The sequence below is a fragment of the Halorubrum aidingense JCM 13560 genome (genome assembly GCF_000336995.1).
In the GTDB taxonomy this organism is placed as follows: Archaea; Halobacteriota; Halobacteria; order Halobacteriales; family Haloferacaceae; genus Halorubrum; species Halorubrum aidingense.
The window spans coordinates 1-19,693 of sequence record NZ_AOJI01000025.1; the positions used below are offsets into that span (position 1 = coordinate 1).

At 71.6% G+C, this 19,693-nt stretch carries 18 protein-coding genes and 1 pseudogene; 13 read left to right on the forward strand and 6 right to left on the reverse strand.

Features of this window, described 5'->3' with window-relative positions:
- Positions 1–360: PD-(D/E)XK nuclease family protein (locus C461_RS09570; RefSeq protein WP_008000726.1), on the forward strand; the 360-nt coding region annotated here is incomplete at its 5' end.
- Between the two features lie 128 nt (positions 361–488).
- On the opposite strand, the gene C461_RS09575 is transcribed toward C461_RS09570, so the two are convergent.
- From C461_RS09575 to C461_RS09585, 3 genes are all read right to left on the reverse strand, one after another.
- Complete coding sequence (locus C461_RS09575; RefSeq protein WP_008000727.1) at positions 489–845, reverse strand: DsrE family protein; 357 nt, start codon at positions 843–845, stop codon at positions 489–491.
- 82 nt (positions 846–927) lie between these two features.
- Positions 928–1,536, reverse strand: coding sequence for a hypothetical protein (locus C461_RS09580; protein WP_008000728.1), 609 nt, complete (start codon positions 1,534–1,536; stop codon positions 928–930).
- Between the two features lie 70 nt (positions 1,537–1,606).
- The gene (locus C461_RS09585) at positions 1,607–3,067 is read right to left on the reverse strand and encodes a dihydrolipoyl dehydrogenase (RefSeq protein ID WP_049906510.1); all 1,461 of its coding nucleotides are present in this window, start codon (positions 3,065–3,067) and stop codon (positions 1,607–1,609) included.
- Between the two features lie 172 nt (positions 3,068–3,239).
- Here C461_RS09585 and C461_RS09590 point away from each other — a divergent pair, with 172 nt between their 5' ends.
- From C461_RS09590 to C461_RS09605, 4 genes and pseudogenes are all read left to right on the forward strand, one after another.
- Positions 3,240–4,199, forward strand: a complete 960-nt coding sequence (locus C461_RS09590) for a DUF7139 domain-containing protein (protein ID WP_008000730.1) — start codon at positions 3,240–3,242, stop codon at positions 4,197–4,199.
- A gap of 246 nt (positions 4,200–4,445) precedes the next feature.
- Complete coding sequence (locus C461_RS09595) at positions 4,446–5,357, forward strand: CehA/McbA family metallohydrolase (protein ID WP_008000731.1); 912 nt, start codon at positions 4,446–4,448, stop codon at positions 5,355–5,357.
- 150 nt (positions 5,358–5,507) lie between these two features.
- Complete coding sequence (locus tag C461_RS09600; protein ID WP_008000732.1) at positions 5,508–6,791, forward strand: molybdopterin molybdotransferase MoeA; 1,284 nt, start codon at positions 5,508–5,510, stop codon at positions 6,789–6,791.
- Positions 6,788–8,874: pseudogene (locus tag C461_RS09605) on the forward strand (hypothetical protein); the annotation flags it as partial. The gene C461_RS09600 and the pseudogene C461_RS09605, both read left to right, overlap by 4 nt.
- On the opposite strand, the gene C461_RS09610 reads toward C461_RS09605, so the two are convergent.
- The 3 genes from C461_RS09610 to C461_RS09620 form a co-directional block, all read right to left on the reverse strand.
- Positions 8,847–9,308 carry a PaaI family thioesterase gene (locus C461_RS09610; RefSeq protein WP_008000733.1) on the reverse strand — a complete coding sequence of 154 codons (462 nt, stop codon included), beginning with the start codon at positions 9,306–9,308 and terminating at the stop codon, positions 8,847–8,849. The pseudogene C461_RS09605 and the gene C461_RS09610 overlap by 28 nt on opposite strands.
- A 237-nt stretch (positions 9,309–9,545) precedes the next feature.
- The gene (locus C461_RS09615; RefSeq protein ID WP_008000740.1) at positions 9,546–10,439 is read right to left on the reverse strand and encodes a hypothetical protein; all 894 of its coding nucleotides are present in this window, start codon (positions 10,437–10,439) and stop codon (positions 9,546–9,548) included.
- Positions 10,432–12,171, reverse strand: a complete 1,740-nt coding sequence (locus tag C461_RS09620; RefSeq protein ID WP_049906513.1) for a sensor histidine kinase — start codon at positions 12,169–12,171, stop codon at positions 10,432–10,434. Before C461_RS09620 ends, C461_RS09615 begins: the two co-directional genes overlap by 8 nt.
- A gap of 96 nt (positions 12,172–12,267) precedes the next feature.
- On the opposite strand from C461_RS09620, the gene C461_RS09625 reads away from it, so the two are divergent.
- The 8 genes from C461_RS09625 (at position 12,268) to tgtA (ending at position 19,666) form a co-directional block, all read left to right on the forward strand.
- Positions 12,268–13,017, forward strand: coding sequence for a lipoate--protein ligase family protein (locus C461_RS09625; protein WP_008000749.1), 750 nt, complete (start codon positions 12,268–12,270; stop codon positions 13,015–13,017).
- 164 nt (positions 13,018–13,181) lie between these two features.
- A complete protein-coding gene (locus C461_RS09630; protein ID WP_008000750.1) occupies positions 13,182–13,580 on the forward strand; it encodes a 30S ribosomal protein S6e in 399 nt (132 codons plus the stop codon).
- A gap of 13 nt (positions 13,581–13,593) precedes the next feature.
- A complete protein-coding gene (locus tag C461_RS09635; protein ID WP_008000751.1) occupies positions 13,594–14,061 on the forward strand; it encodes a DUF7112 family protein in 468 nt (155 codons plus the stop codon).
- 65 nt (positions 14,062–14,126) lie between these two features.
- Entirely contained in the window at positions 14,127–15,212 is a 1,086-nt protein-coding gene (gene ahbB, locus C461_RS09640) for a siroheme decarboxylase subunit beta (protein WP_008000752.1), read from the forward strand.
- A 31-nt stretch (positions 15,213–15,243) separates the two neighbouring features.
- Complete coding sequence (locus tag C461_RS09645) at positions 15,244–15,894, forward strand: precorrin-2 dehydrogenase/sirohydrochlorin ferrochelatase family protein (protein WP_008000753.1); 651 nt, start codon at positions 15,244–15,246, stop codon at positions 15,892–15,894.
- A complete protein-coding gene (hemA, locus tag C461_RS09650; protein WP_008000754.1) occupies positions 15,891–17,228 on the forward strand; it encodes a glutamyl-tRNA reductase in 1,338 nt (445 codons plus the stop codon). Before C461_RS09645 ends, hemA begins: the two co-directional genes overlap by 4 nt.
- A 71-nt stretch (positions 17,229–17,299) precedes the next feature.
- The gene (locus C461_RS09655) at positions 17,300–18,076 is read left to right on the forward strand and encodes a Nif3-like dinuclear metal center hexameric protein (protein WP_008000756.1); all 777 of its coding nucleotides are present in this window, start codon (positions 17,300–17,302) and stop codon (positions 18,074–18,076) included.
- Positions 18,077–18,169: 93 nt separating this feature from the next.
- The gene (gene tgtA / locus C461_RS09660; RefSeq protein WP_008000759.1) at positions 18,170–19,666 is read left to right on the forward strand and encodes a tRNA guanosine(15) transglycosylase TgtA; all 1,497 of its coding nucleotides are present in this window, start codon (positions 18,170–18,172) and stop codon (positions 19,664–19,666) included.
- Positions 19,667–19,693: the final 27 nt, after the last annotated feature.

Here is a 19,693-nt window from a genome sequence, read left to right on the forward strand (position 1 = left end):
GAGATGTGTATAAGAGACAGGGTTTACGTCGAACACGACCTCAGCGGCCTCGTCCGGGCCGACGGCCTCGAAGCCGAGATCCACGGGACGGCGGACCTCCTCTTCAGGCTGGGCGACGGCGAGTGGCAGGTCACCGACGTCAAGATATCGCTCACCGACGGCACGGAACACACCCGGTCGAGATACGATCTGCAGGTCGCCGCGTACGCGGCCGTCCTCGAACGCGAACTCGGCGAGGGCGCGACGGTCCGCCGGAGCGTCGAGACGTTCGGGGTCGCTCGCGACACCGTCCGCGGCCGGATCCCGCCGGCGGTGGTGGGACGGCGGCTGCGCGCGCTGTCGAGGCGGACCCGGGACTGATCGGCGTCTGAGGCGGCCGGTTTCGTCGCCGTTCGAGGCCCCCCGCTCAGCGATGGGTCACTCCGTTACGGGACCGTTACTCACGAGGGTACGTCGGTCCGGGCGCGGGCGGCGCCGGCGCTCGCCGCTTAGAACGTGATGATCTCGTAGTCGTCGTCGACGAGCGAGCGGATGCTCGGGTGGCCGTCGTACTCGTCGAGGGTGACGAGCCCGGAGTCGGCGACCGCCTCGTCGACGCCGAACGCGCCGGAACAGAAGTCACAGACCGCGGCGTCGTCGCGGACCGCCTGATACAGCTCGTGGTAGTCGCTCTCCTCGTCTTCCAGCTCCGGGATCCACTGCGTCCCGGCGCCGTCGAAGATCAGCTCGAGTTCGTCGTCGTCGTTCTCGGCGAACTCCTTTGCGGCCTCGAGACCGTTCGCGAGGCGGCCGTAGTCGGCGTGCGATTCGTTGCCGGCGAGAATGACGATTGCTGCTTTTGCCATCGTGCCCAGTTATCTCTCGCACACGTACAAAACCCACCCGCGGGTGTGTGTTCGCAGCGCCGACTCGGTATGCGATACCGTATCACGGGCAGTCGGCCGTCTCGAACGACTGCCGCTCTTCGCCCTGGTCGACGAGCCGGACCGCGCCGGTGGCGAGGTCGACGAGGGCCACCGTTCCCCCGTACCCGTGCGTCTGATCGTGTCCGCGGACGACGACGCACGAGACGTCGTCCGGGACTGCGACGGTGTCCGACCGCGTGAACGGCTGTTCGGAGTGCGCGTGGAGCAGCTCGCGCCGGCCGAGCCGCGTCCCGTCGAGCCGCTCGACCTGCCACCAGTTCGCGTAGCCCTCCTCGCCGTCGTCGTCGTGGTGTAGCGTCACGTCGAACGCGTACTCGCCGTCAGTTTCCTCGACCGCGACGTCGACGACGTTCGCCTCCCGGAGGTCGAGTTCATCGCCGTCCAGCCCTCCGGATCCGTCGCCGGTGTCATCCGCGCTCTCCGTGTCGTCCGCGCTCTCCGTGTCGTTCGCATCCTCTGTGTCGTCCGCGCTCTCTGCATCGTTCGCATCCCCCGCGTCGTCTGTGCCACCCGCGCCGCGGTCGGCACAGCCGGCCAACAGGGCGAGCGCGGCGCCGCCGGCGTGAACCGACAGGAATCGGCGACGGGAGGCGGACCGGGGCTGGACCATACGGGCCGTTCGGCGGCGGGAGACAAAACGCCTCCCCGCGCGGGGTGCGGAAGCGGGCAATCGGCGCCGCCTAGCCGTGGTGCTGGTGGTCGTGGCCGCCGCCGCGGGAGAACTGCCCGGAGAAGGCCCGGTCGACGACCTCCGAGAGCGCCGGGTGGATGTGGACCGCCTCGCGGATGTCCGCGACCGTCCCCGAGCCCGCCGTCATCGCGACGACGACCTCCTCGATCAGGTTCGACGCCTCGGGGCCGATGATATGACACCCCTCGATGGTCCCGTCGAGGTCGATGAGCACCTTCACGAACCCGTCGGCGTGCATCGCGCTCCCGCGGGCCGTCTCGTCGTACGCGTAGGTTCGAGTGGCGTACTCGGCGTCCGCCTCGCGGAGGTCACGCTCGCGCGCGCCGACGCCCGCCACCTCGGGCGAGGCGAACACCGCGAACGGCATCGCCGAGTAGTCGACCGGCTCCGGTTCGTCGCCGAGCAGGTTGCGGACGACCGCCTTCGCCTCGTGGTTCGCGCTGTGTTTCAACAGGTACTCGCCGACGACGTCGCCGAGCGCCCAGACGCCGTCGGCGTCGGTCCGGAGGTACTCGTCGGTCTCGACGAACCCCCGCTCGTCGGTCTCCACGCCGGTCGCCGCGAGGTTCAGCGCGTCCGTGTTCGGGCGCCGGCCGGCGGCGACGAGCAGCGTGTCGCCCGTGACGGTCACGTCGTCGGCCTCCTCGGGCGATCCGACCGGCTCGCCGCCCGCCCGCACCGAATCGACCTCGGGGTACGGCCGGGCCTCGATCGTCACCTCGCCGTCGGACTCGTCGGCCGCCACGGCCTCGTACCCGGCGTACACGTCGAAGCGGTCGGCGTAGCGGTCGGTGAACGCCTCGCCGACCGCCTCGTCCGCCTCCGGGAGGAGGTTCTCGCGCCGGCCGACGATCGTCACGTCGCTGCCGAAGGTGCCGAAGAAGTGGCCGAGCTCGGCCGCGATGTACCCCCCGCCGACGATCACGAGGCGGTCCGGCAGCGTCTCCAGTCGGAGCGCCTCGGTGCTGGTGAGGTAGTCGACGTCCTCGATCCCGTCGATCGGCGGGATCGACGGCCGCGTGCCGGTCGCGACGAGCACCGTGTCGGCGCGGAGGGTGGCCCCCTCGTCGTCGCCGTCGACGATCTCGACGGTCCGGTCGTCGACGAACGTCCCGGTCCCCTCGAACAGGTCGTGGCTGTCCGAGGAGCGGAGCCCCCGTCGGATCGAGTCGGAGCTGCCCGAGACGTCCGCGTTGACTTTTCGAACGATCTCGGCGAAGTCGACGCCGGTGACCTCGGCGTCGATCTCGAACGCGCCGGCGCCCTCGATCGTCTCCATGACCTCGGCGTGGTACAGCAGCTTCTTCGAGGGGATACACCCGCGGTTGAGACACGTCCCGCCGAGCCGCCCCTTCTCGACGACGGCGACCGAGTTCCCCCGGCCGGCCATCGCGTTCGCGACGTCGAGTCCCGATCCCGAGCCGATAACGAGGAAGTCGAACTCCTGCATGGGTGAGGCGACGGCGGCCAGCGGCATCAAGGCCCGTCCGGGTGGCGCGCGCCGCACACGACCGCGAGGGCGTCACTTTCGTGGAGATCGACGCTTCTCAGTCCGTGATTCGACCGCCACGGGACGCCCCCGTGGGGCAACAATCATTACCGTCGGTGGAAACGGTGCGAGTATGAGCGACTCGAACGCGGAGAACCCCCTGCTGGGGTACTACCGCCGCTACGTCGGCGACCCCGACCGGACGATCGACGTGTACGCCGGCTTCGGGCTCTTTTTCGCGGGCATCGGACTCGGGCTGGCGGGCGTCGTCGTGTTCCTCTACAGCGCGACGCTCCCGCCGAACACCCTCTCGACGTACGCGGTCCGCGAGGTCGCCGCCGTCGCCGGGGCGGTCGGGCTGCCGGTCCTCCTGCTCGGCGTGGTCGTGCTGTTGCCCGTCGATCGGCGGATGCTGTACCTCGCGGGCGTCGGAACCGCGATCACCCTCGTCGCCACCGGCGTGTTCGCCCGGGTGTACCCGTACAACTGGAACGTCGTCGAGTCCCCGGACTACAGCGCGCAGGTGGTCGCGGTGTACGTCCTCGGGCTCGTCGCCGTCATCGCCGCGACCGGGGGCGCCCTGGTCGCCCACCGCGTGGAGCGCGCGAGCGTCGCCGCCGGAGGAGCCGGCAGCGGCGTTGCCGGGGCGAGCGGCGCGGCCGGTACGGGCGGTTCGGATGGCGCAGGCTCGGGTGAAGTCGGCGCCGAGGCCGGCGCCGAGGCCGTCACCGACGCCGCCGTCCGCGCCGACATCGAGCGCGAACTGGAGGACGCCGAGCTGACGTGGGGCGGCGTCGAGCGCTCCGAGACGCGGCGACTCGAACTGAACACGAGCGCCGTCGACGACGTCGACATCGACCGCGAGCAGCTCGCCGGCTCCGCCACCGAGACGCGGACGACCACCGGGACGGTCGACGCCGCGGTCTCGGAGCTACAGGGGCTCAAAGGCGGCGAGGCCCAGACCGCGAGCGGCTCGGGGACCGACGACCAGGCCGCCAAGCTCCGGGAGCTCCGCGAACAGCAGCGGCGGGAGGCGGAAGCCGAGGCCGAGGCGGACGGATCGATCGTCGGCCGGATCAGGGACCTGTTCTGATCGATCGGCCGCGAGAGGCGATCACCGGGACAGAGACGTCGGTGGCCGCGGCGGTTGTTTATAAGTGGTTGGGATGTTACTGCCGACTATTTATATACTGATAGCGGTGTCGTCACCGGATGTTTATAAGTATACGGCGACGGCGGTCGTTGCTTATAAATACGCTCCGGTCTCGCGATCGCTTTCCGTCGGCGTCGCACCGCCCGTCTCGCGCTTTTATATATCTCCGGCCGTCTACGTCACGGTGTGTCTGGAGTCACCGTCTCGATCGACCCGCACGTGCACTCCGACGAGAGCTACGACGGCCACGAGCCGGTCGAACTCATCTTGGAACACGCCGCGGAGATCGGGCTCGACGCCGTCGTTATCACCGACCACGACGTGATCGGCGAGTCGAAGCGGGCGGCCGCGCTCGCCGACGACTACGGGCTGATCGGCATCCCCGGCGTCGAGGTGTCGACCGCGCACGGCCACCTGCTCGCGGTCGGCGTCGAGCGCATGCCACCGCGCCGCGAGTCGTACGCGGAGACGGTCGAGTGGATCCACGAGCACGGCGGCGTGGCGATCGTTCCGCACCCGTTCCAGCGCTCTCGGCACGGTGTCCGCGAGCGGAACATCCCGGTGCCGGACGGCGAGCAGCGGACCGATTTCGCCGGGTCCGTCGCTTCCGCCGGGGGCGCGGCCGACGGCGGAAGCGACGACCCGCTCGGCGTGGTCGACGAGGTCGACGCCGTCGAGGTGTTCAACGCCTGGCTGTTCACGGGGTACCGCAACCGGCGCGCGCGCCGGTTCGCCGCCGAGCACGGGTATCCCGGCGTCGCCGCCAGCGACGCGCACCACCTGGAGTACGTCGGCCGCGCGTTCACCGAGGTGGAGATCGACGGCCGCGACTCCCGCGACGCGGTCACGGCCGACGACGTGCTCGACGCGATCCGCGACGGGACGACGACGGTCGACGGCCGACGCGCTCCGGTCCCGATGGCGGCGAAACACTACGTCGGCGCCGCCGGCCGCAAGTCCGGCTACTACGCGAAGACCGGCGCGACGCGGACCGCAATCGGAGCCAAGTGGGCGGTCACGGAGGCGCTCTCGACCGTCCGCGTCGCCGCGTTTCAGGGCGTCCACCGCGCCGCGCGGGTGCTGTCGTGGGTGACCTGACCGCGGATCCACTCCGGCCTGACCGCGAGTCTACTCCGGCCCGACCGTGAGTCTACTCCGGCCCGACCGTGAGTTACGACCGGACCGGCGACCGGACCGAGGATCGGCCGGGGAGCGGGGTTTTTGGACGCGGGCGCGAAACGAACGAGCATGAGCCACGACAGACGCGAGGCCGGATTTAAACGACGGACCCGCGTCGCGGACGCGCTGGCGACGCTGCTCGACGCGGCCGCGCCGCACGGGCGGACCGAGTCGGTCGCGCTGGCCGACGCCGACGGCCGGGTCGTCGCCGAGCCGATCGACGCGCCCGCGCCGGTGCCGAGCTACGACCGAGCGGCGATGGACGGGTACGCGGTCCGCGCCGAGGACACGTTCGGGGCGTCCGGGCGCTCCCCGGCGGTCCTCCGCGCCGCCGGGACCGAGGCCGACGCGATCGCCCCCGGCGAGGCCGCCCGGGTCCACACGGGCAGCGCGGTCCCGGAGGGCGCCGACGCGGTCGTCATGATCGAGCAGGTCGAGGAAGTCGGCGACGAGGTGGAGACGTTCGACGCGGTCGCGGCGGGCGAGAACGTCGGCGACGCGGGCGAGGACGTCGCCGAGGGCCAGCGGCTCTTCGAGGCGGGCCACGTCCTTCGACCGTCGGACCTCGGGCTCCTGCGGTCCGTCGGCCTCGACGCGGTCCCCGTCTCCGAGCCACCGACGGTCGCCGTGATCCCGACCGGCGAGGAGCTGGTGCGGGCCGACCCCGGTCCGGGCGAAGTGATCGAGACGAACGGACTGACGGTCTCGCGGTTGGTCGAGCGGTGGGGCGGGGAGGCCCGCTACCGCGACATCGTCACCGACGACGAGGACGCGCTCGCGGCGGCGATCGAACGCGACCTCGACGCCGACGTGGTCGTCACCACCGGCGGCTCCTCGGTCGGCGAGCGCGACCTCATCCCCGAAGTCGTCGACGGGCTCGGCGAGGTGCTCGTTCACGGCGTCGCGCTCAAGCCCGGCCACCCGGTGTGTCTCGGCGCGGCCGACGGCACTCCGATCGTCTCGCTGCCGGGGTACCCCGTCGCCTGCATCGTCAACGCCGCGCAGTTCCTCCGTCCGCTCCAGAAACACGTCGGCGGAACGGCGGCCGATCCGTTCCCGACGCGCCGCGCGGTCCTCGACCGGAAGATCGCCAGCGAGCCCGGCACGCGGACCTTCGCGCGGGTGTCGCTTTCGGACGCTGACGGCGACCGCGCTGGCGACACCGACAGCAACCGCGACGGCGACACCCCTCGCGATGACGCCCTCCCGTCCGCCACGCCCACCCGGGCGAGCGGCTCGGGGATCCTCTCCAGCGTCGCGCTCGCGGACGGCTGGGTCGTCGTCCCGGAGCCGCGGGAGGGGATCGACGCCGGCGAAGTTGTCGACGTCGAGCTGTGGGAGGTGACCGCATGAGCGACCGCAAGGAGTTCCGCGACCTCGCGACGCCCGAAGCCGCCCGCGAGGCCATCGCCTCGCTCGATCTCGCCCCGGAGCCGGAGTCTGTCCCGCTCGAAGCCGCCCGCGGCCGCGTGCTCGCCGAGCGGATCGACGCCGCGATCGACGTACCCGGCTTCGACCGGGCCTCGATGGACGGGTACGCGGTCCGCGCGCGAGACACCTTCGGCGCCGACGAGGTCGACCCGGCCGAACTCGATCTCGTCGGCGCGGTCCACGCCGGCGCGGCGCCCGAGGTGACCGTCGAACCCGGCACCTGCGCGGAGATATCCACGGGGGCCGTGATGCCGGACGGCGCCGACGCCGTGGTGATGGTGGAACGGACCGACGAGGTGCCGACCGACGACGACGTATCCCAGCCCGGCCGCATCGCGGTCCGAACTTCCGTCGCCCCCGGCGACCACGTGATGAGCGCCGGCGCGGACATCGCCGCCGGCGCCCGCGCGCTCGGCCCGGGAACCCGGCTGACCCCCCGCGAGATCGGGCTCCTCTCGGCGCTCGGCGTCGACAAGATCCCGGTCACGGGGAAACCGCGGGTCGGGATCGTCTCGACGGGCGACGAGCTGGTTCACCCCGGCGAGTCGCTCGATCCCTCTCGCGGCGAGATCTACGACGTGAACTCGACGACGATCGCCGCCGGGGNGGGATCGTCTCGACGGGCGACGAGCTGGTTCACCCCGGCGAGTCGCTCGATCCCTCTCGCGGCGAGATCTACGACGTGAACTCGACGACGATCGCCGCCGGGGTGAGCGAGGCGGGCGGCGAACCCGTCTTCTACCCGCACGCCGGCGACGACTACGCCGAGATGGAGCGCCTGCTCCGCCGGGCCGCGGACGAGTGCGATCTGGTGCTCTCGTCGGGATCGACCTCGGCGAGCGCGGTCGACGTGATCTACCGCGTGATCGAGGAGCGCGGCGAGCTGCTCCTCCACGGCGTCGCCGTGAAACCCGGCAAGCCGATGCTCGTCGGGCGGCTCGATCGCGACGGGGGCGGGGGCGAGGGCGAGTCGGCCGCGTCGTCGGCGTACATCGGCCTCCCCGGCTACCCGGTGTCGGCGCTCACGATCTTCCGGACGTTCGTCGCGCCGGCGATCCGCGAGGCCGCGGGGCAGCCGGAGCCGGCGGCGGCGACCGTGGACGGTCGGATGGGCGTCAGCGAGCGCTACGGCGAGGGGCGGCTCCGGCTCATGCCGGTCGGACTGCTCGATCTGAGCGCGGGGTCGACCGACCCCGACCTCCCCCTCGTCTATCCCGTAGACAAGGGCTCCGGCGCGACGACGAGCCTCGTCGAGGCCGACGGCGTCGTCGCCGTCGACCCGGACACCGAGTACCTCGACTCGGGCGAGCGCGTGACGGTCCAGCTGTTCTCACCGGACGTCCGGCCGCCGACCCTGCTCGGCGTCGGCGAGGACGACCCGGCGCTCAACCGTCTGCTCGACCGACTCGACAACCCCCGCTACCTCCCGGTGGGGTCCCGCGAGGGGCTTCGACGGCTGCGCGACGGCGTCCCGGACGTCGCCGTCGTCGCCGGCCCGGCGGACCGCGAGGTCGACACGGTCGACCTCGGCGGGTGGACGCGCGAGTGGGGGCTCGTCGTTCCCGCTGGGAACCCCGACGACGTCGACGGCGTCGACAGCCTGGTCGACCGCGACCTCCGGTTCGTCAACCGCGCGGCCGACTCGGGACTCCGCCGGAGCTTCGACGAGGCGCTCGACGGGCTCGCCGCGGATCGCTCCGAGACGCGCCGCGAACTCGCCGAGCGGATCGACGGCTACGAGTTCTCGGTGCGGGCGTTCGAGAGCCCGGCGCGGAGAGTGCTCGCGGGCGACGCCGACGCCGGTCTCGGACTGCGGGAGACCGCCGAGCGGCTCGGCTGCGGGTTCGTCTCGGTCGGCGAGCAGTCCGTCGTCGTCCGCGCGTCGCCGGACCGGGCCGACCGCGAGCCGGTGGTGGAGGTGGAGCGCGCGCTCGGCGATCCCGATCTGGTCGACGACCTCGTGTCGGGGCTCGCCGGCTACTCGCGGAACAACCGGAACGAGCCCTGACCGACGACGACCTCGGCGGATTCGCCGTTGGTCGAACTCGTCACGGTCATGTCGCTGACGCCGATCGAGCCGCCCGACCTGACGACCTCGGCCTCGGCGCGGAGGTCGCCCGTCGCCGGCCGGAGATAGTTCGTGTTGAGGTTCACGGTCGACACGCCGCCGGTGTAGGGGTCCTCGAACGCGGTTCGCTGGGCGACGCCGCCGGCCGTGTCGATGAGCGTCGCCGCCACGCCCCCATGAATGGTGTCGCCGTCGGCGTTGGTCAGCTTGTCGTCGAACGGGATCGAGAGGACGATCCGGCCGCGCTCGACGACGTCGACCGACGTGTTCAGCCACGAGAGGTACCCGTGTTCGTCTTCGATCCGCCGTTCGATAAGCGCCACCGCGTCCGCCGGCAGCGGGTCCATCGCCGCGATATCGCTCCGGTCCATACCCCGTCGTCTCACCCGGCCGGCTTGTAGCCCTCGAAACGAACGACAACGGCCGGACGGTTGCCGCCGGGGGCGCGTCGGCGGACCGACCGGGGGCGGCCCGTTTCACGGATTACGCCCCAGCCGCCCCGTGATCTGACGCGTTGCCCGCGGCGACGGAGGCCGGAGCTCGGCGCGCCGTCGCGGAACGACTTTGCGCCGGCTGTTCGCCACTCATCCCCCGACGACCGCGTTCGGTTATCCGACGCCAAGCCGAATCGGGTCATCGCTGCCGACGACGTCGACGGACACCGCCTCTCCGATCGCGAACTCACGGTCAGGACAGACGATCTTCGCGCCGTACCCGGCGTCTCGCGCCGCGAACAGCGACAGTCCCGTGACGCGCCGACCGTTCGCGCGCACGTCCACCGGATCCCACGCGATCCCGCGCCCCGCGGCGACGCCGACGCGCGTGCCGCCGAGGTGTATCCCGCTCCCGGTCGCCACCGGCCGGAACGCGCCGCCGCCGGCGTAGTGCGCGAGCCCGCCGTCTACCGGGACGCCCTCGTCGGTCGCGATCGCCGCGAACGAGTTGCCCGGGTCCGGATGCGCCGGCGCGTCGAGGACGACGTGCGTCGGTCCGCGCTCGACCACGACGCCTGTCCCGTCCCACGAGACCGGCTCGACGGAGACTGCGATATCGACCGGGAGCGACCCGCTCGCGCGGAGCGCGTCGGCACCCGGCGCCCGGAACCCGAGATGGACGTGGTTGTCGACCCACTGGCCGAAAAAGCCCGAGCGCGTCAGCGGCCCGAGCGCGTCTCCGACGGCGATGCGGTCACCGGCCGACACCTCGGGGATCACGTGCAGTATCCGGGCGGTCGTTCCCGGTTCGGCGCCCGCTCGCCGGCACCAGTCGTCGTCGAGGTCGATCACGATGAGGTGGTCCGTACCGGCGGCGTACGGCCGATCCGGACAGCCGACGGTTCGCGTCTCGCGGACGGTCCCGGCCACCGGAGAGATCCCCGCCTCGTCCGCCGGGTAGAGGTCGATCGCGCGGCCGTCGTCGTGTGCCGGATACGGCGAGTTGAAGCGGGAGATCCGGCGGTAGCGGTCGAGCACCGACGCCGGGAGCGTGACGGCGTCAGTCATCGGCGGGTTCGATCCCCCCGATCACGAACCGCGCCCCGCCCGCGGTCGACTCCTCGACGGACAGCGTCCACCCGTGCGCGTCGGCGATGTCGCCGACGATGGCGAGACCGAGCCCCGTCCCGCCGCCGAGCGACACGCCGCGCTCGGTCACCTGCGAGCGACGCTCCGGCGGTACGCCGGGGCCGTCGTCGGCGACCGCGAACGCGACGCCGTCCTCTCGCCGCTCGATCGCGACCTGGACGGCGACGTCGCGCCCGGCGTGTTCGATCGCGTTGCGGAACAGGTTCGAGACGAGCTGTTCGAGTCGGTCCCCGTCGGCCAGCACCGTCGCGTCCGGCCCTGCGACGGTCAGCGTCGCGTCGGCGGTTTCGAGCCGCGACCAGACCCGCCGCGCGGTCGATTCGATCGACACCCGATCGACCGAGTCGACCGACTTGCCCGCGGTCGCCAGCGACAGCAGTCCCTCGATCAGGTCGTCCATCCGCTCGTGGGCGGCGGCGGCCCGGTCGAGCGGACCCTCGGTGTCGGCGCCGTCAGTGTCGCCAGCGCCGGTAGTGTCGTCGCTCCCGCCAGCGCCGTCGCTGCCGGCGTCGCGGTGGCGAGCGAGTTCCACGGCCGCGCTCGCCGCCGCGAGCGGGTTTCGGAGGTCGTGAGAGACGACGCCGGCGAAGTCCTCCAGTCGCTTGTTCTGACGTTCGAGCTCCCGCTCGCGGCGTTCGAGGGCCGTCTGTCGACGCTCTCTCTCGGTCACGTCGCGGAGCAAGAAGACGTGTCCGCGGTCGGTTCCCCGCGGGTCCGTGATCGGGTCCTCTTGAATGTCGAACTGGCGGTCTCCGATACGGATCGGGTGTTTCACCCCCGTCTCCAGCCGCGGGAACACCGCCGAGAGCGAGGAGCCGACCGCGTCGGACGGGAGGAGCCGCTCGGCGGCCGGATTGAGGTCTCGGATCCGGCCGTCGGAGCCCGCCACGATGACGGGGTCCTGCATGACCTCGACGGCCGTGTCGCGGGCGACGACCGCGGCGTCGAGCGTGCCGAGCCAGAACACGGTCCCGTACAGGAACACGCCGTGGACGACGAGCGACGTCGGGAACCACGCGACGTTCGCGTAGCTGCCGACGTCGACGACGGTCACGGCGCCGGCGAGGAACGGGAACAGCGTGCCGAGAAGTATCACGAACGTCTGGAGCCGGTACCGGTTCCCCGTTCGCCGGTACAGGTCGACGACGAGGAGGACGCCCGCGATACAGAGCCCGGCGGCGTACAGCAGGAACGCGACGTCGGCCGGTCCCAGCCCGAACGAGAGGAGGGTGAACGGCCCCTCGACGACGGCCGCGAGGGATCGGCGCGACAGGTCGTGCGTGCCGCTCGACCACGCGAGAAGCACCCAGACGAACGACGGGGTCGCGAGCGCGACGATCCGATTTTCGGTCCGCCATCGATCGTGTCCGGTGAACGCGAACACGAACGCGATCCAGACGACGGGGGCGGCGCCGACGAGCGGCGTCGCGAGATTGAGCGCGACGGTCATCGCGAGTTCGCTCGCGGCGGCGACCCTGCCGGCGTACAGCAGCGAGATCCCGCCCCCGAACAGGAGGTAAAGCGCGACTTCGGTTCCGCCGGGCTGGTCGCGCTCCGCCCACGCGACCCGGCCGAGCCACAGTCCGATGATCCCGGCGAGCAGGCAGGCGACGAGGTACGCCCGCACCGGTAGCGCGCCGAGATCGCTCATCGATATCGGACCCACTCCGAGGGTGGTCAAAACGTTTGTGTCATACGCCGCTTCGCGGGCGCAAACGGCTTCCCGTCGGGCGGCGTCGATCCCGGTATGCGAGTGCTCCGAGGCCGCCTCGACGACCCCGAGGCCGACCGCGAACAGACGGCGTCGCTGCTCGCGGCGGCCGCCGACGGGGAGCCGGGGCTCCGCGTGTGGTCCCCGCCGCGACAGGTCGCCTTCGGTCGCCGAGACGCGCGCGAAGACGAGTTCGAACGAGCGGTGCGGCGCGCGGCGGAGCGCGGCTTCCGAGCCATAGAGCGCGACGTCGGCGGCCGGGCCGTCGCGTACACGGGGCGGACGCTCGCGTTCGCTCACGCGATTCCGACCGCGAGGGGAAACGGGGACGCGGACGGAGGCGAGTCGATCGCCGATCGGTACGAACGCGCGACTGAGACCGTCCTCGATGCCCTCAGCGGGCTCGACGCGGACGTGGCCGCCGGCGAGCCGAGCGCGTCGTTCTGTCCGGGCGACCACTCGATCCGCGTCGCGGGCGGCGGGAAGCTCTCGGGGATCGCCCAGCGAGTGCGGTCGGACGCGGCGCTCGTCGCGGGCTGTCTCGTCGTCGGGACGGCGGAGTCGCGAGCCGTCGCCGATGTCACGGCGCCCGTCTACGACGCGCTCGGGGTCGACTTCGACCCGGAAAGCGTCGGAAGCGTCGCGGCGGCCGGCGGCCCGGACGACGTCGACGCGGTCGCGAGCGCGGTCGAAGACGCGTTCGTCGACGGACCGTGGGGCGACGGGAAACGCCGAGTCCGGCCGGTGGAGGCGAACGGCCAGGCGGGCGACGGCGTGACGGACTGAGCGGTGAGCCGGGCGGGCGCGGCGATCCGGCCGGCGACCACGACGGATCGGCTACCGACCACGCCGGGCCGGCTACCGACCGCGACGATCCGACCGCCGAAGCCGATTCACAGCCGGATCGCGCTTTCGACGTGCTTTTTATTCGCGGGAGTCTCGGTTCGCCCATGGCCGAATTCAAAGTCGTCATCGCCGACCCCGACAGCGGCGAGACGTTCCAGCGAGAGGTCGACGGACAGGACGCAAACCGGTTCCTCGGGCGAGAGCTCGGCGACGAGATCGGCGGCGACGCCGTCGGTCTCCCCGAGCACACGATCGCGCTCACCGGCGGCTCCGACGAGACCGGTCGTCCGATGCGCGAGGACGTCTCCGGCACCCGCCTGAAGGAGCTGCTCCTCGAAGGCGGCGTCGGCTTCAAGCCGTCCCGCGAGGGCGAGCGCAAGCGCATCACCGTCCGCGGCCGCGAGATCGACGACGACATCGCGCAGATCAACGTCTCGGTCGTCGACGGCGACGACGTCGCCGCCGCGCTCGGCGAGGACGACGGCGACGCCGACGAGGAGTAAGCGCCCGTTTCCGATGCCCCGCGTTCCCTCCGACGACGAGGGCGTCGCGTCGATACGCGTTTCGCTCGCCCGGAGCGGCGGCACTCGCCGTCCCTGCGTCCGGCTCCCAGACGACGACGAGCTCGCGGGCCGGGTCGAGTCCGGGAGCTGCGAGTCGCTGGCGCTCGACGCCGGCGACGTGGTCCGGGTCGTCATCGACCGCGAGGAGTACCACGCGCCGGTGACCGAAGACGGCCGCGGGCGGCTCGTCCGCGCCGCGTTCGACAACCGGCGGCTCGCGCGTGAGCCCGGCGAAGGCACGAATCGGCTGGTCGCGTGGCTCGACGCGAACGGTCGCGAGCCGGGCGAGAGCGTCGTTCTCGACGTCGTCGTCCCCGGCGAGCTGTACGGGCTCCGGATCCCCGGCGAACGAACCGTGTACGAGGTGACTCGCGGCCCGCGGTCGTCGCTGGCGGACATCGCGCGGGACCTCGACGGCTGACCGCGGAACCGAACGCCGGCTTCGGGGTCGAATCCCTTATTCTCGCTCGGACCCGACTGTCGCGTATGAGAGAGGTCGACGCGGACCTGACGGCGCTCGACCGCGGGATCATCAACGCGTTCCAAGGGGGATTCCCCGCCGTGGAGCGGCCGTTCGAACCGGCGGCGGCCGCGCTGCGCGACCGCGGCGTCGAGGTGACCGGGGCCGAACTGTGCGAGCGCGTCCGTGAACTCGACGAGGAGGGGATCCTCTCGCGGTTCGGAGCGCTCGTCAACGCCGAGGAGATCGGCGGATCGGCGTCGCTCGTCGCGATGCACGCGCCCGAAGACCGGTTCGACGAGATCGTCGAGCGGGTCAACGGGTTCGCCGAGGTCGCGCACAACTACGAGCGGGAACACCCGCACCTCAACGTCTGGTTCGTCGTGAGCGTCGCCGATCACCCGGACCCCGACAAAGACGGGAGCGACCGGGTCGAGGAGGTGCTCGCCGACATCGAGGCCGCGACCGGTCAGGAGACGTACAACCTCCCGAAACAGCGTGAGTTCCACGTCGGCGCGAAGTTCCTCGTCGACGGTCCGGTTCCGGACGGCGACGTGGACCTGTCCGATCTCGGCCCCGACGTGTCTCCGAGCGGCCGCGAGACGCTCACTCCGGAGGAGCGGGACCTCGTCGTCGAGATCCAAGGCGGACTCCCGATCACCGAGACGCCGTACGCGGACGTGGCCGACCGGCTGGACGCGGACGTCGACTGGGTGATCGAGACGATAAAACGATTCGACGTGGAGGGGAAGGTGCGGCGGATCGGCGTCATCCCGAACCACTACGCGCTCGGCTACACGGAGAACGGGATGACCGTCTGGGACGTCCCCGAGGACGTTCTCGACGAGGTCGGCCCCGCGGTTGCAAGCCTCGATTTCGTCACCCACTGTTATCAACGCCCCCGACACGACGGGGTCTGGGAGTACAACTTCTTCGCGATGACACACGGGCGGACCGAGGCGGAGAGCGAGCGTCGGATCGCGGAGGTGAAAGCGCTGATGGACGAGTACTGGTCGGTCGACGCGGCCGACTGGGACACGCTGTTCTCCACTCGGATCTTGAAAAAGACCGGTATTCGCATCGCCGAGCGCGCCGACAGCAACACCGCGTGATCTCCCGTACCGAACGCCCGCGAGCGCAACTATGATCCCGCTGTATCACGATCTCACCGGGGAAACGGTCCTCGTGTTCGGCGGCGGCGCCGTCGGCGCGCGGAAGGCGCTCCGGTTCGCCGACGAGGCGCGGGTCGTCGTCGTGAGCCCCGCCTTCGACGAACGGCTCGCGGGCGCCGCGTCCGACGTCGAACTGGTCCGCGCCGCTCCCGACGCCGACGGGGTCCGCGACTGGATCGATCGGGCCGCGCCGGGGCTCGTCGTCGCCGCCACGAACGACGCCGCGGTCAACGCGGCGGCCGAGGCGGCCGCGCTCGACGCGGGCGTCCTCGTGAACCGAACGGACGTGTCGGGGGCGCGGACGGCCGGGAGCGTCGTCGTGCCGGCGACCGTCGACGACGACCCGGTGCGGGTCGCGCTCTCGACCGGCGGCGCCAGTCCGGCGCTCTCGAAGGCGCTCCGCGAGCGGATCGAAGCGGAGATCTCCGGAGCCGGCGCCATGGCCGATCTCTCGGGAGCGCTTCGACAGGAGCTCAAAGACCGCGATATCCCCCCCGCGGAGCGTCGGGAGGCGATCCGCCGAGTCGTGCGATCCGAGGGGGTTTGGAAGGCTTTACAAAAGGGGAGATCTTACGGACGGCAAGAGGCAGATTCCGTGATCGAGGAGGTACTCAATCGATGAAGGAGACGGGTGCGATCTGCGGCGTGAGCGTCGCTCACTCCCGCGCGACGGTCGACGAGATCGAGGCCGCGGGCGGCGACGGCGTCCGAGCGACCGTCTCCGACCTGCTCGCTCGCGACGGGGTCGAAGAGGCGTTCGCGCTCCAGACGTGCAACCGCTCGGAGGCGTTCATCGTCACCGACAAGACCGTCGACGGGGCGGTCGCACTGGAGTCGTTCGCTCCCGAAGTGCGGAGCGGGGCGATCCGCCGACTCGACCACGAGGAGAGCTTGGAACACCTGATGCGGGTCGCTTCCGGGCTCGAATCGCTGGTGCTCGGCGAAGACCAGATCATCGGTCAGCTCCGCGAGGCGTACGAGGAGTCCAAATCGGCGGGCGGCGTCGGCCCGGTGTTGAAAGACGCGGTGACGAAGGCGCTCCACGTCGGCGAGCGCGCGCGCAACGAGACGTCGATAAACGAGGGCGTCGTCTCCCTCGGCTCGGCCGCCGTCCGACTGGCCGCGAGCGAGATCGACCTCACGGACGGCTCCGCCGTCGTGATCGGCGCCGGCGAGATGGGGATGCTCGCGGCGCGATCGCTCGACGACACGCCGGTCTCGGAGATCGTCGTTGCGAACCGAACGGTCCCGAACGCGGAGTTCGTCGCCGGGGAGGTCGAGACGCCCGCCGACGCGGTCCCGCTGGCGGACCTCCCGGCCGTGCTCCCCGATGCCGATCTCGTGATCACGGCGACCGGGAGCCCCGATCCGGTGATCGACCCCGCTCACGTCGCGGACGCCGACCGGCTGGTGTGTATCGACATCGCACAGCCACGGGACGTCGACCCCGCGGCCGGCGATCGGGACGGCGTGACGCTGTACGACATCGACGCGCTGGAAGACGTCACCCGGCGGACCAGAGAGAGCCGGCAGGAGGAGGCGGCGCGGGTCGAGGCGATAATCGACGAGGAGCTCGACCGCATCCTGCGGGCGTACAAGCGCAAGCGGGCCGACGACGCCATCTCGGCGATGTACGCCGGCGCCGACCGCGTGAAGGCCCGGGAGGTCGACCGAGCGCTCTCTCGGCTCGAAGCGCACGGCGACCTGAACGCCGCACAGCGCGAGACGGTCGAGGACCTGGCGGACGCGCTGGTCGGCCAGCTGCTCGCGGCGCCCACCCGGTCGCTGCGCGACGCGGCCGGCGAGGACGACTGGGAGACGATCCGCACCGCGCTCCGACTGTTCGATCCCGACTTCGACGCGCCGCCGGAGCGACCCGGATCGGGCGCTGAGGCCGGTCCCGCCGGCGCGTCCGGCGCCCCGCCGGACTCGGTCACCGAGGAGCTCGACGACTGAACTGCGGACCGCGGTCTTCGGTCAAGCCGCGGTCCGCGGTCTTTTACTCGCGGACGCTCGTACCGCGCCGCATGGATCTGTCCGAGTACGTTCATCGACTCGACGCCGAGCTCGACACGGCCGCGTACGCCGACGTCGACGCCAGCGCGAACGGGTTGCAGGTCGGATCGGAGGCGGAAACGGTCGAGCGCGTCGCCTTCGCGGTCGACGCCGCGACGGCGACCATCGAGGCCGCGGCGGAGGCGGGCGCGGACGTGCTCGTCGTCCACCACGGGATTTCGTGGGGCGGGATCGACCGCGTCACGGGACGGACCTACGATCGGCTCGCGGCGCTCGTCGAGCACGACGTCGCGCTGTACGTCTCGCACCTCCCGCTCGACGGCCACGCGGAGCTCGGCAACGCGGCGGGCGTCGCCGACGCGATCGGCCTCGTCGATCGGGAGCCGTTCGGTGAGATCGGACCGGTCACGATCGGGGCGATCGGAGAGACGACGGCCCCGCTCGCGGCCGACGCGATCCGCGAGACGCTCGACGGGTTCGAGGGCCACGCCGAAGGCGCGGACGCTCCGACGCGGGTGTTTGAATTCGGTCCTGAGCGGATCGAGCGCGTCGCGGTCGTCACCGGCTCCGGCGCCGACTGGGTCGACGAGGCGGTCGCGGCCGGCGCCGACGCGCTGATCACCGGCGAGGGGAAACAGCAGGTCTACCACGACGCGCGGGAGTCCGGACTGACGGTGTTTCTCGCGGGTCACTACGCGACGGAGACGTTCGGCGTTCGGTCGCTGCAGTCGCTGTCGGAGGAGTGGGGGTTGGAGACGACGTACGTGAGCCATCCGACCGGGCTGTGAGCCGCCGGTGGGCCGGTGACGACCCGTCGATCGGCGCGGTGGGCCGTCACCCCCGAACGCAACCCTTACCGCCCGCGTCCCCGCAGTCCGGGTATGCGCGATCACTTCGAAATCCGGGACCACGACGCCGCCGGCCGGATCGGCCGGCTGGAGGTCCCCCGTGCCGGCGTGACCGTCGAGACGCCGGCGCTCCTGCCCGTGGTCAACCCCAACGTCCTCACGATCGAGCCTCGACGGCTCGCCGAGGAGTTCGGCGCGGAGATGCTGATCACCAACTCCTACATCATCCGGAGCACCGACCGGATCCGGGATCGGGTGCTGGAGGAGGGGCTCCACGACTTCCTCGGGTTCGACGGCGCGATCATGACCGACTCCGGCTCCTTTCAGCTCGCCGAGTACGGCGACATCGACGTGACCACCGAGGAGATCATCGAGTTCCAGCGACGGATCGGGAGCGACGTGGCGACCCCCGTCGACGTGCCGACACCGCCCGACGTCGACCGCGAGCGCGCCGAGCGGGAACTGGAGACGACGAAGCGGGCGCTCGCCGACGCCGAAGCGGCCGAGACCGGCGGGATGCTGGTCAACGCGCCCGTGCAGGGCTCGACGTTCCCCGACCTCCGCGAGGAGGCGGGCCGCCACGCGAGCGCGACCGATCTGGACGTGTTCCCCGTCGGCGCGATGGTCCCGCTGCTCAACGCGTACCGCTACGCCGAGGTCGTCGAGGCGGTGCGGGCGGCGAAGCGCGGCCTCGCTCCCGACGCGCCGGTCCACCTGTTCGGCGCGGGCCACCCGATGATGCTCGCGCTCGCCGTCGCGGCCGGCTGTGACCTGTTCGACTCGGCGGCCTACGCGCTGATGGCGCGCGACGGGCGCTACCTCACGGTGGCCGGCACCGAACACCTCGCGGAGATGGAGTACTTCCCCTGCTCGTGTCCGGTCTGTGCGGAACACACGCCCGCCGAACTCCGAGAGATGGACGGCAGCGGCACTTCCGAGAAGTCCGCCGAGCAGTTGCTCGCCGAGCACAACCTCCACGTCACCTTCGAGGAGCTCCGCCGGGTCAAAGCCGCGATCCGGTCGGGGACGCTCCTCGATCTGGTCGACCGGCGCGCCCGCGGCCACCCGGCGATGCTCGACGGGTACCGGGCGCTGCTCGATCACGCCGACGAGTTGGAGCGGACGGACCCGGTCTCGAAGGACGCGTTCTTCTACACCTCCCACGAGTCGGCGAAGCGACCCGAGGTCCGACGGCACCACGAGCGACTCGCCCGGCTGGCCGTCCCCGATCGGCTCCTGCTCACCGAGTCGAACGCCCCCTCGACGCACGATTACGGCGCGGTGTGGCGCGTTAAACCTCCCTTCGGCCCGTTCCCGCGGGCGCTCTCCGAGACGTACCCGCTCACCGCGGAGGTGCCGGAGCGCGTCGACGAGTCGGCACAGACCGCGGCCGCGGAGGGCGTCGCGAGCCTCGCCGCGGCGAACCCGGAGACGGCGATCACGCTCGGGCACGACGACTGGGCGGACGCGGCGCTCGAACGGGTCCCGGACGGCGTCGAGACCGAAAATCTGCGGTCGCTCGGGCGGTAAGGCTGTGCGTCGCGATCGGTCGGGTCC

What these genes read in the sequence shown, in the direction of transcription:
- C461_RS09600 (WP_008000732.1), top strand. Translation starts at nt 5,508, where the DNA reads ATGAGCCACGACAGACGCGAGGCCGGATTTAAACGACGGACCCGCGTC.
- hemA (WP_008000754.1), top strand. Translation starts at nt 15,891, where the DNA reads ATGAAGGAGACGGGTGCGATCTGCGGCGTGAGCGTCGCTCACTCCCGC.
- C461_RS09645 (WP_008000753.1), top strand. Translation starts at nt 15,244, where the DNA reads ATGATCCCGCTGTATCACGATCTCACCGGGGAAACGGTCCTCGTGTTC.
- C461_RS09615 (WP_008000740.1), bottom strand. Translation starts at nt 10,439, where the DNA reads ATGACTGACGCCGTCACGCTCCCGGCGTCGGTGCTCGACCGCTACCGC.
- C461_RS09625 (WP_008000749.1), top strand. Translation starts at nt 12,268, where the DNA reads ATGCGAGTGCTCCGAGGCCGCCTCGACGACCCCGAGGCCGACCGCGAA.
- C461_RS09585 (WP_049906510.1), bottom strand. Translation starts at nt 3,067, where the DNA reads ATGCAGGAGTTCGACTTCCTCGTTATCGGCTCGGGATCGGGACTCGAC.
- C461_RS09590 (WP_008000730.1), top strand. Translation starts at nt 3,240, where the DNA reads ATGAGCGACTCGAACGCGGAGAACCCCCTGCTGGGGTACTACCGCCGC.
- C461_RS09655 (WP_008000756.1), top strand. Translation starts at nt 17,300, where the DNA reads ATGGATCTGTCCGAGTACGTTCATCGACTCGACGCCGAGCTCGACACG.
- C461_RS09635 (WP_008000751.1), top strand. Translation starts at nt 13,594, where the DNA reads ATGCCCCGCGTTCCCTCCGACGACGAGGGCGTCGCGTCGATACGCGTT.
- C461_RS09630 (WP_008000750.1), top strand. Translation starts at nt 13,182, where the DNA reads ATGGCCGAATTCAAAGTCGTCATCGCCGACCCCGACAGCGGCGAGACG.
- C461_RS09580 (WP_008000728.1), bottom strand. Translation starts at nt 1,536, where the DNA reads ATGGTCCAGCCCCGGTCCGCCTCCCGTCGCCGATTCCTGTCGGTTCAC.
- tgtA (WP_008000759.1), top strand. Translation starts at nt 18,170, where the DNA reads ATGCGCGATCACTTCGAAATCCGGGACCACGACGCCGCCGGCCGGATC.
- C461_RS09575 (WP_008000727.1), bottom strand. Translation starts at nt 845, where the DNA reads ATGGCAAAAGCAGCAATCGTCATTCTCGCCGGCAACGAATCGCACGCC.
- C461_RS09610 (WP_008000733.1), bottom strand. Translation starts at nt 9,308, where the DNA reads ATGGACCGGAGCGATATCGCGGCGATGGACCCGCTGCCGGCGGACGCG.
- ahbB (WP_008000752.1), top strand. Translation starts at nt 14,127, where the DNA reads ATGAGAGAGGTCGACGCGGACCTGACGGCGCTCGACCGCGGGATCATC.
- C461_RS09620 (WP_049906513.1), bottom strand. Translation starts at nt 12,171, where the DNA reads ATGAGCGATCTCGGCGCGCTACCGGTGCGGGCGTACCTCGTCGCCTGC.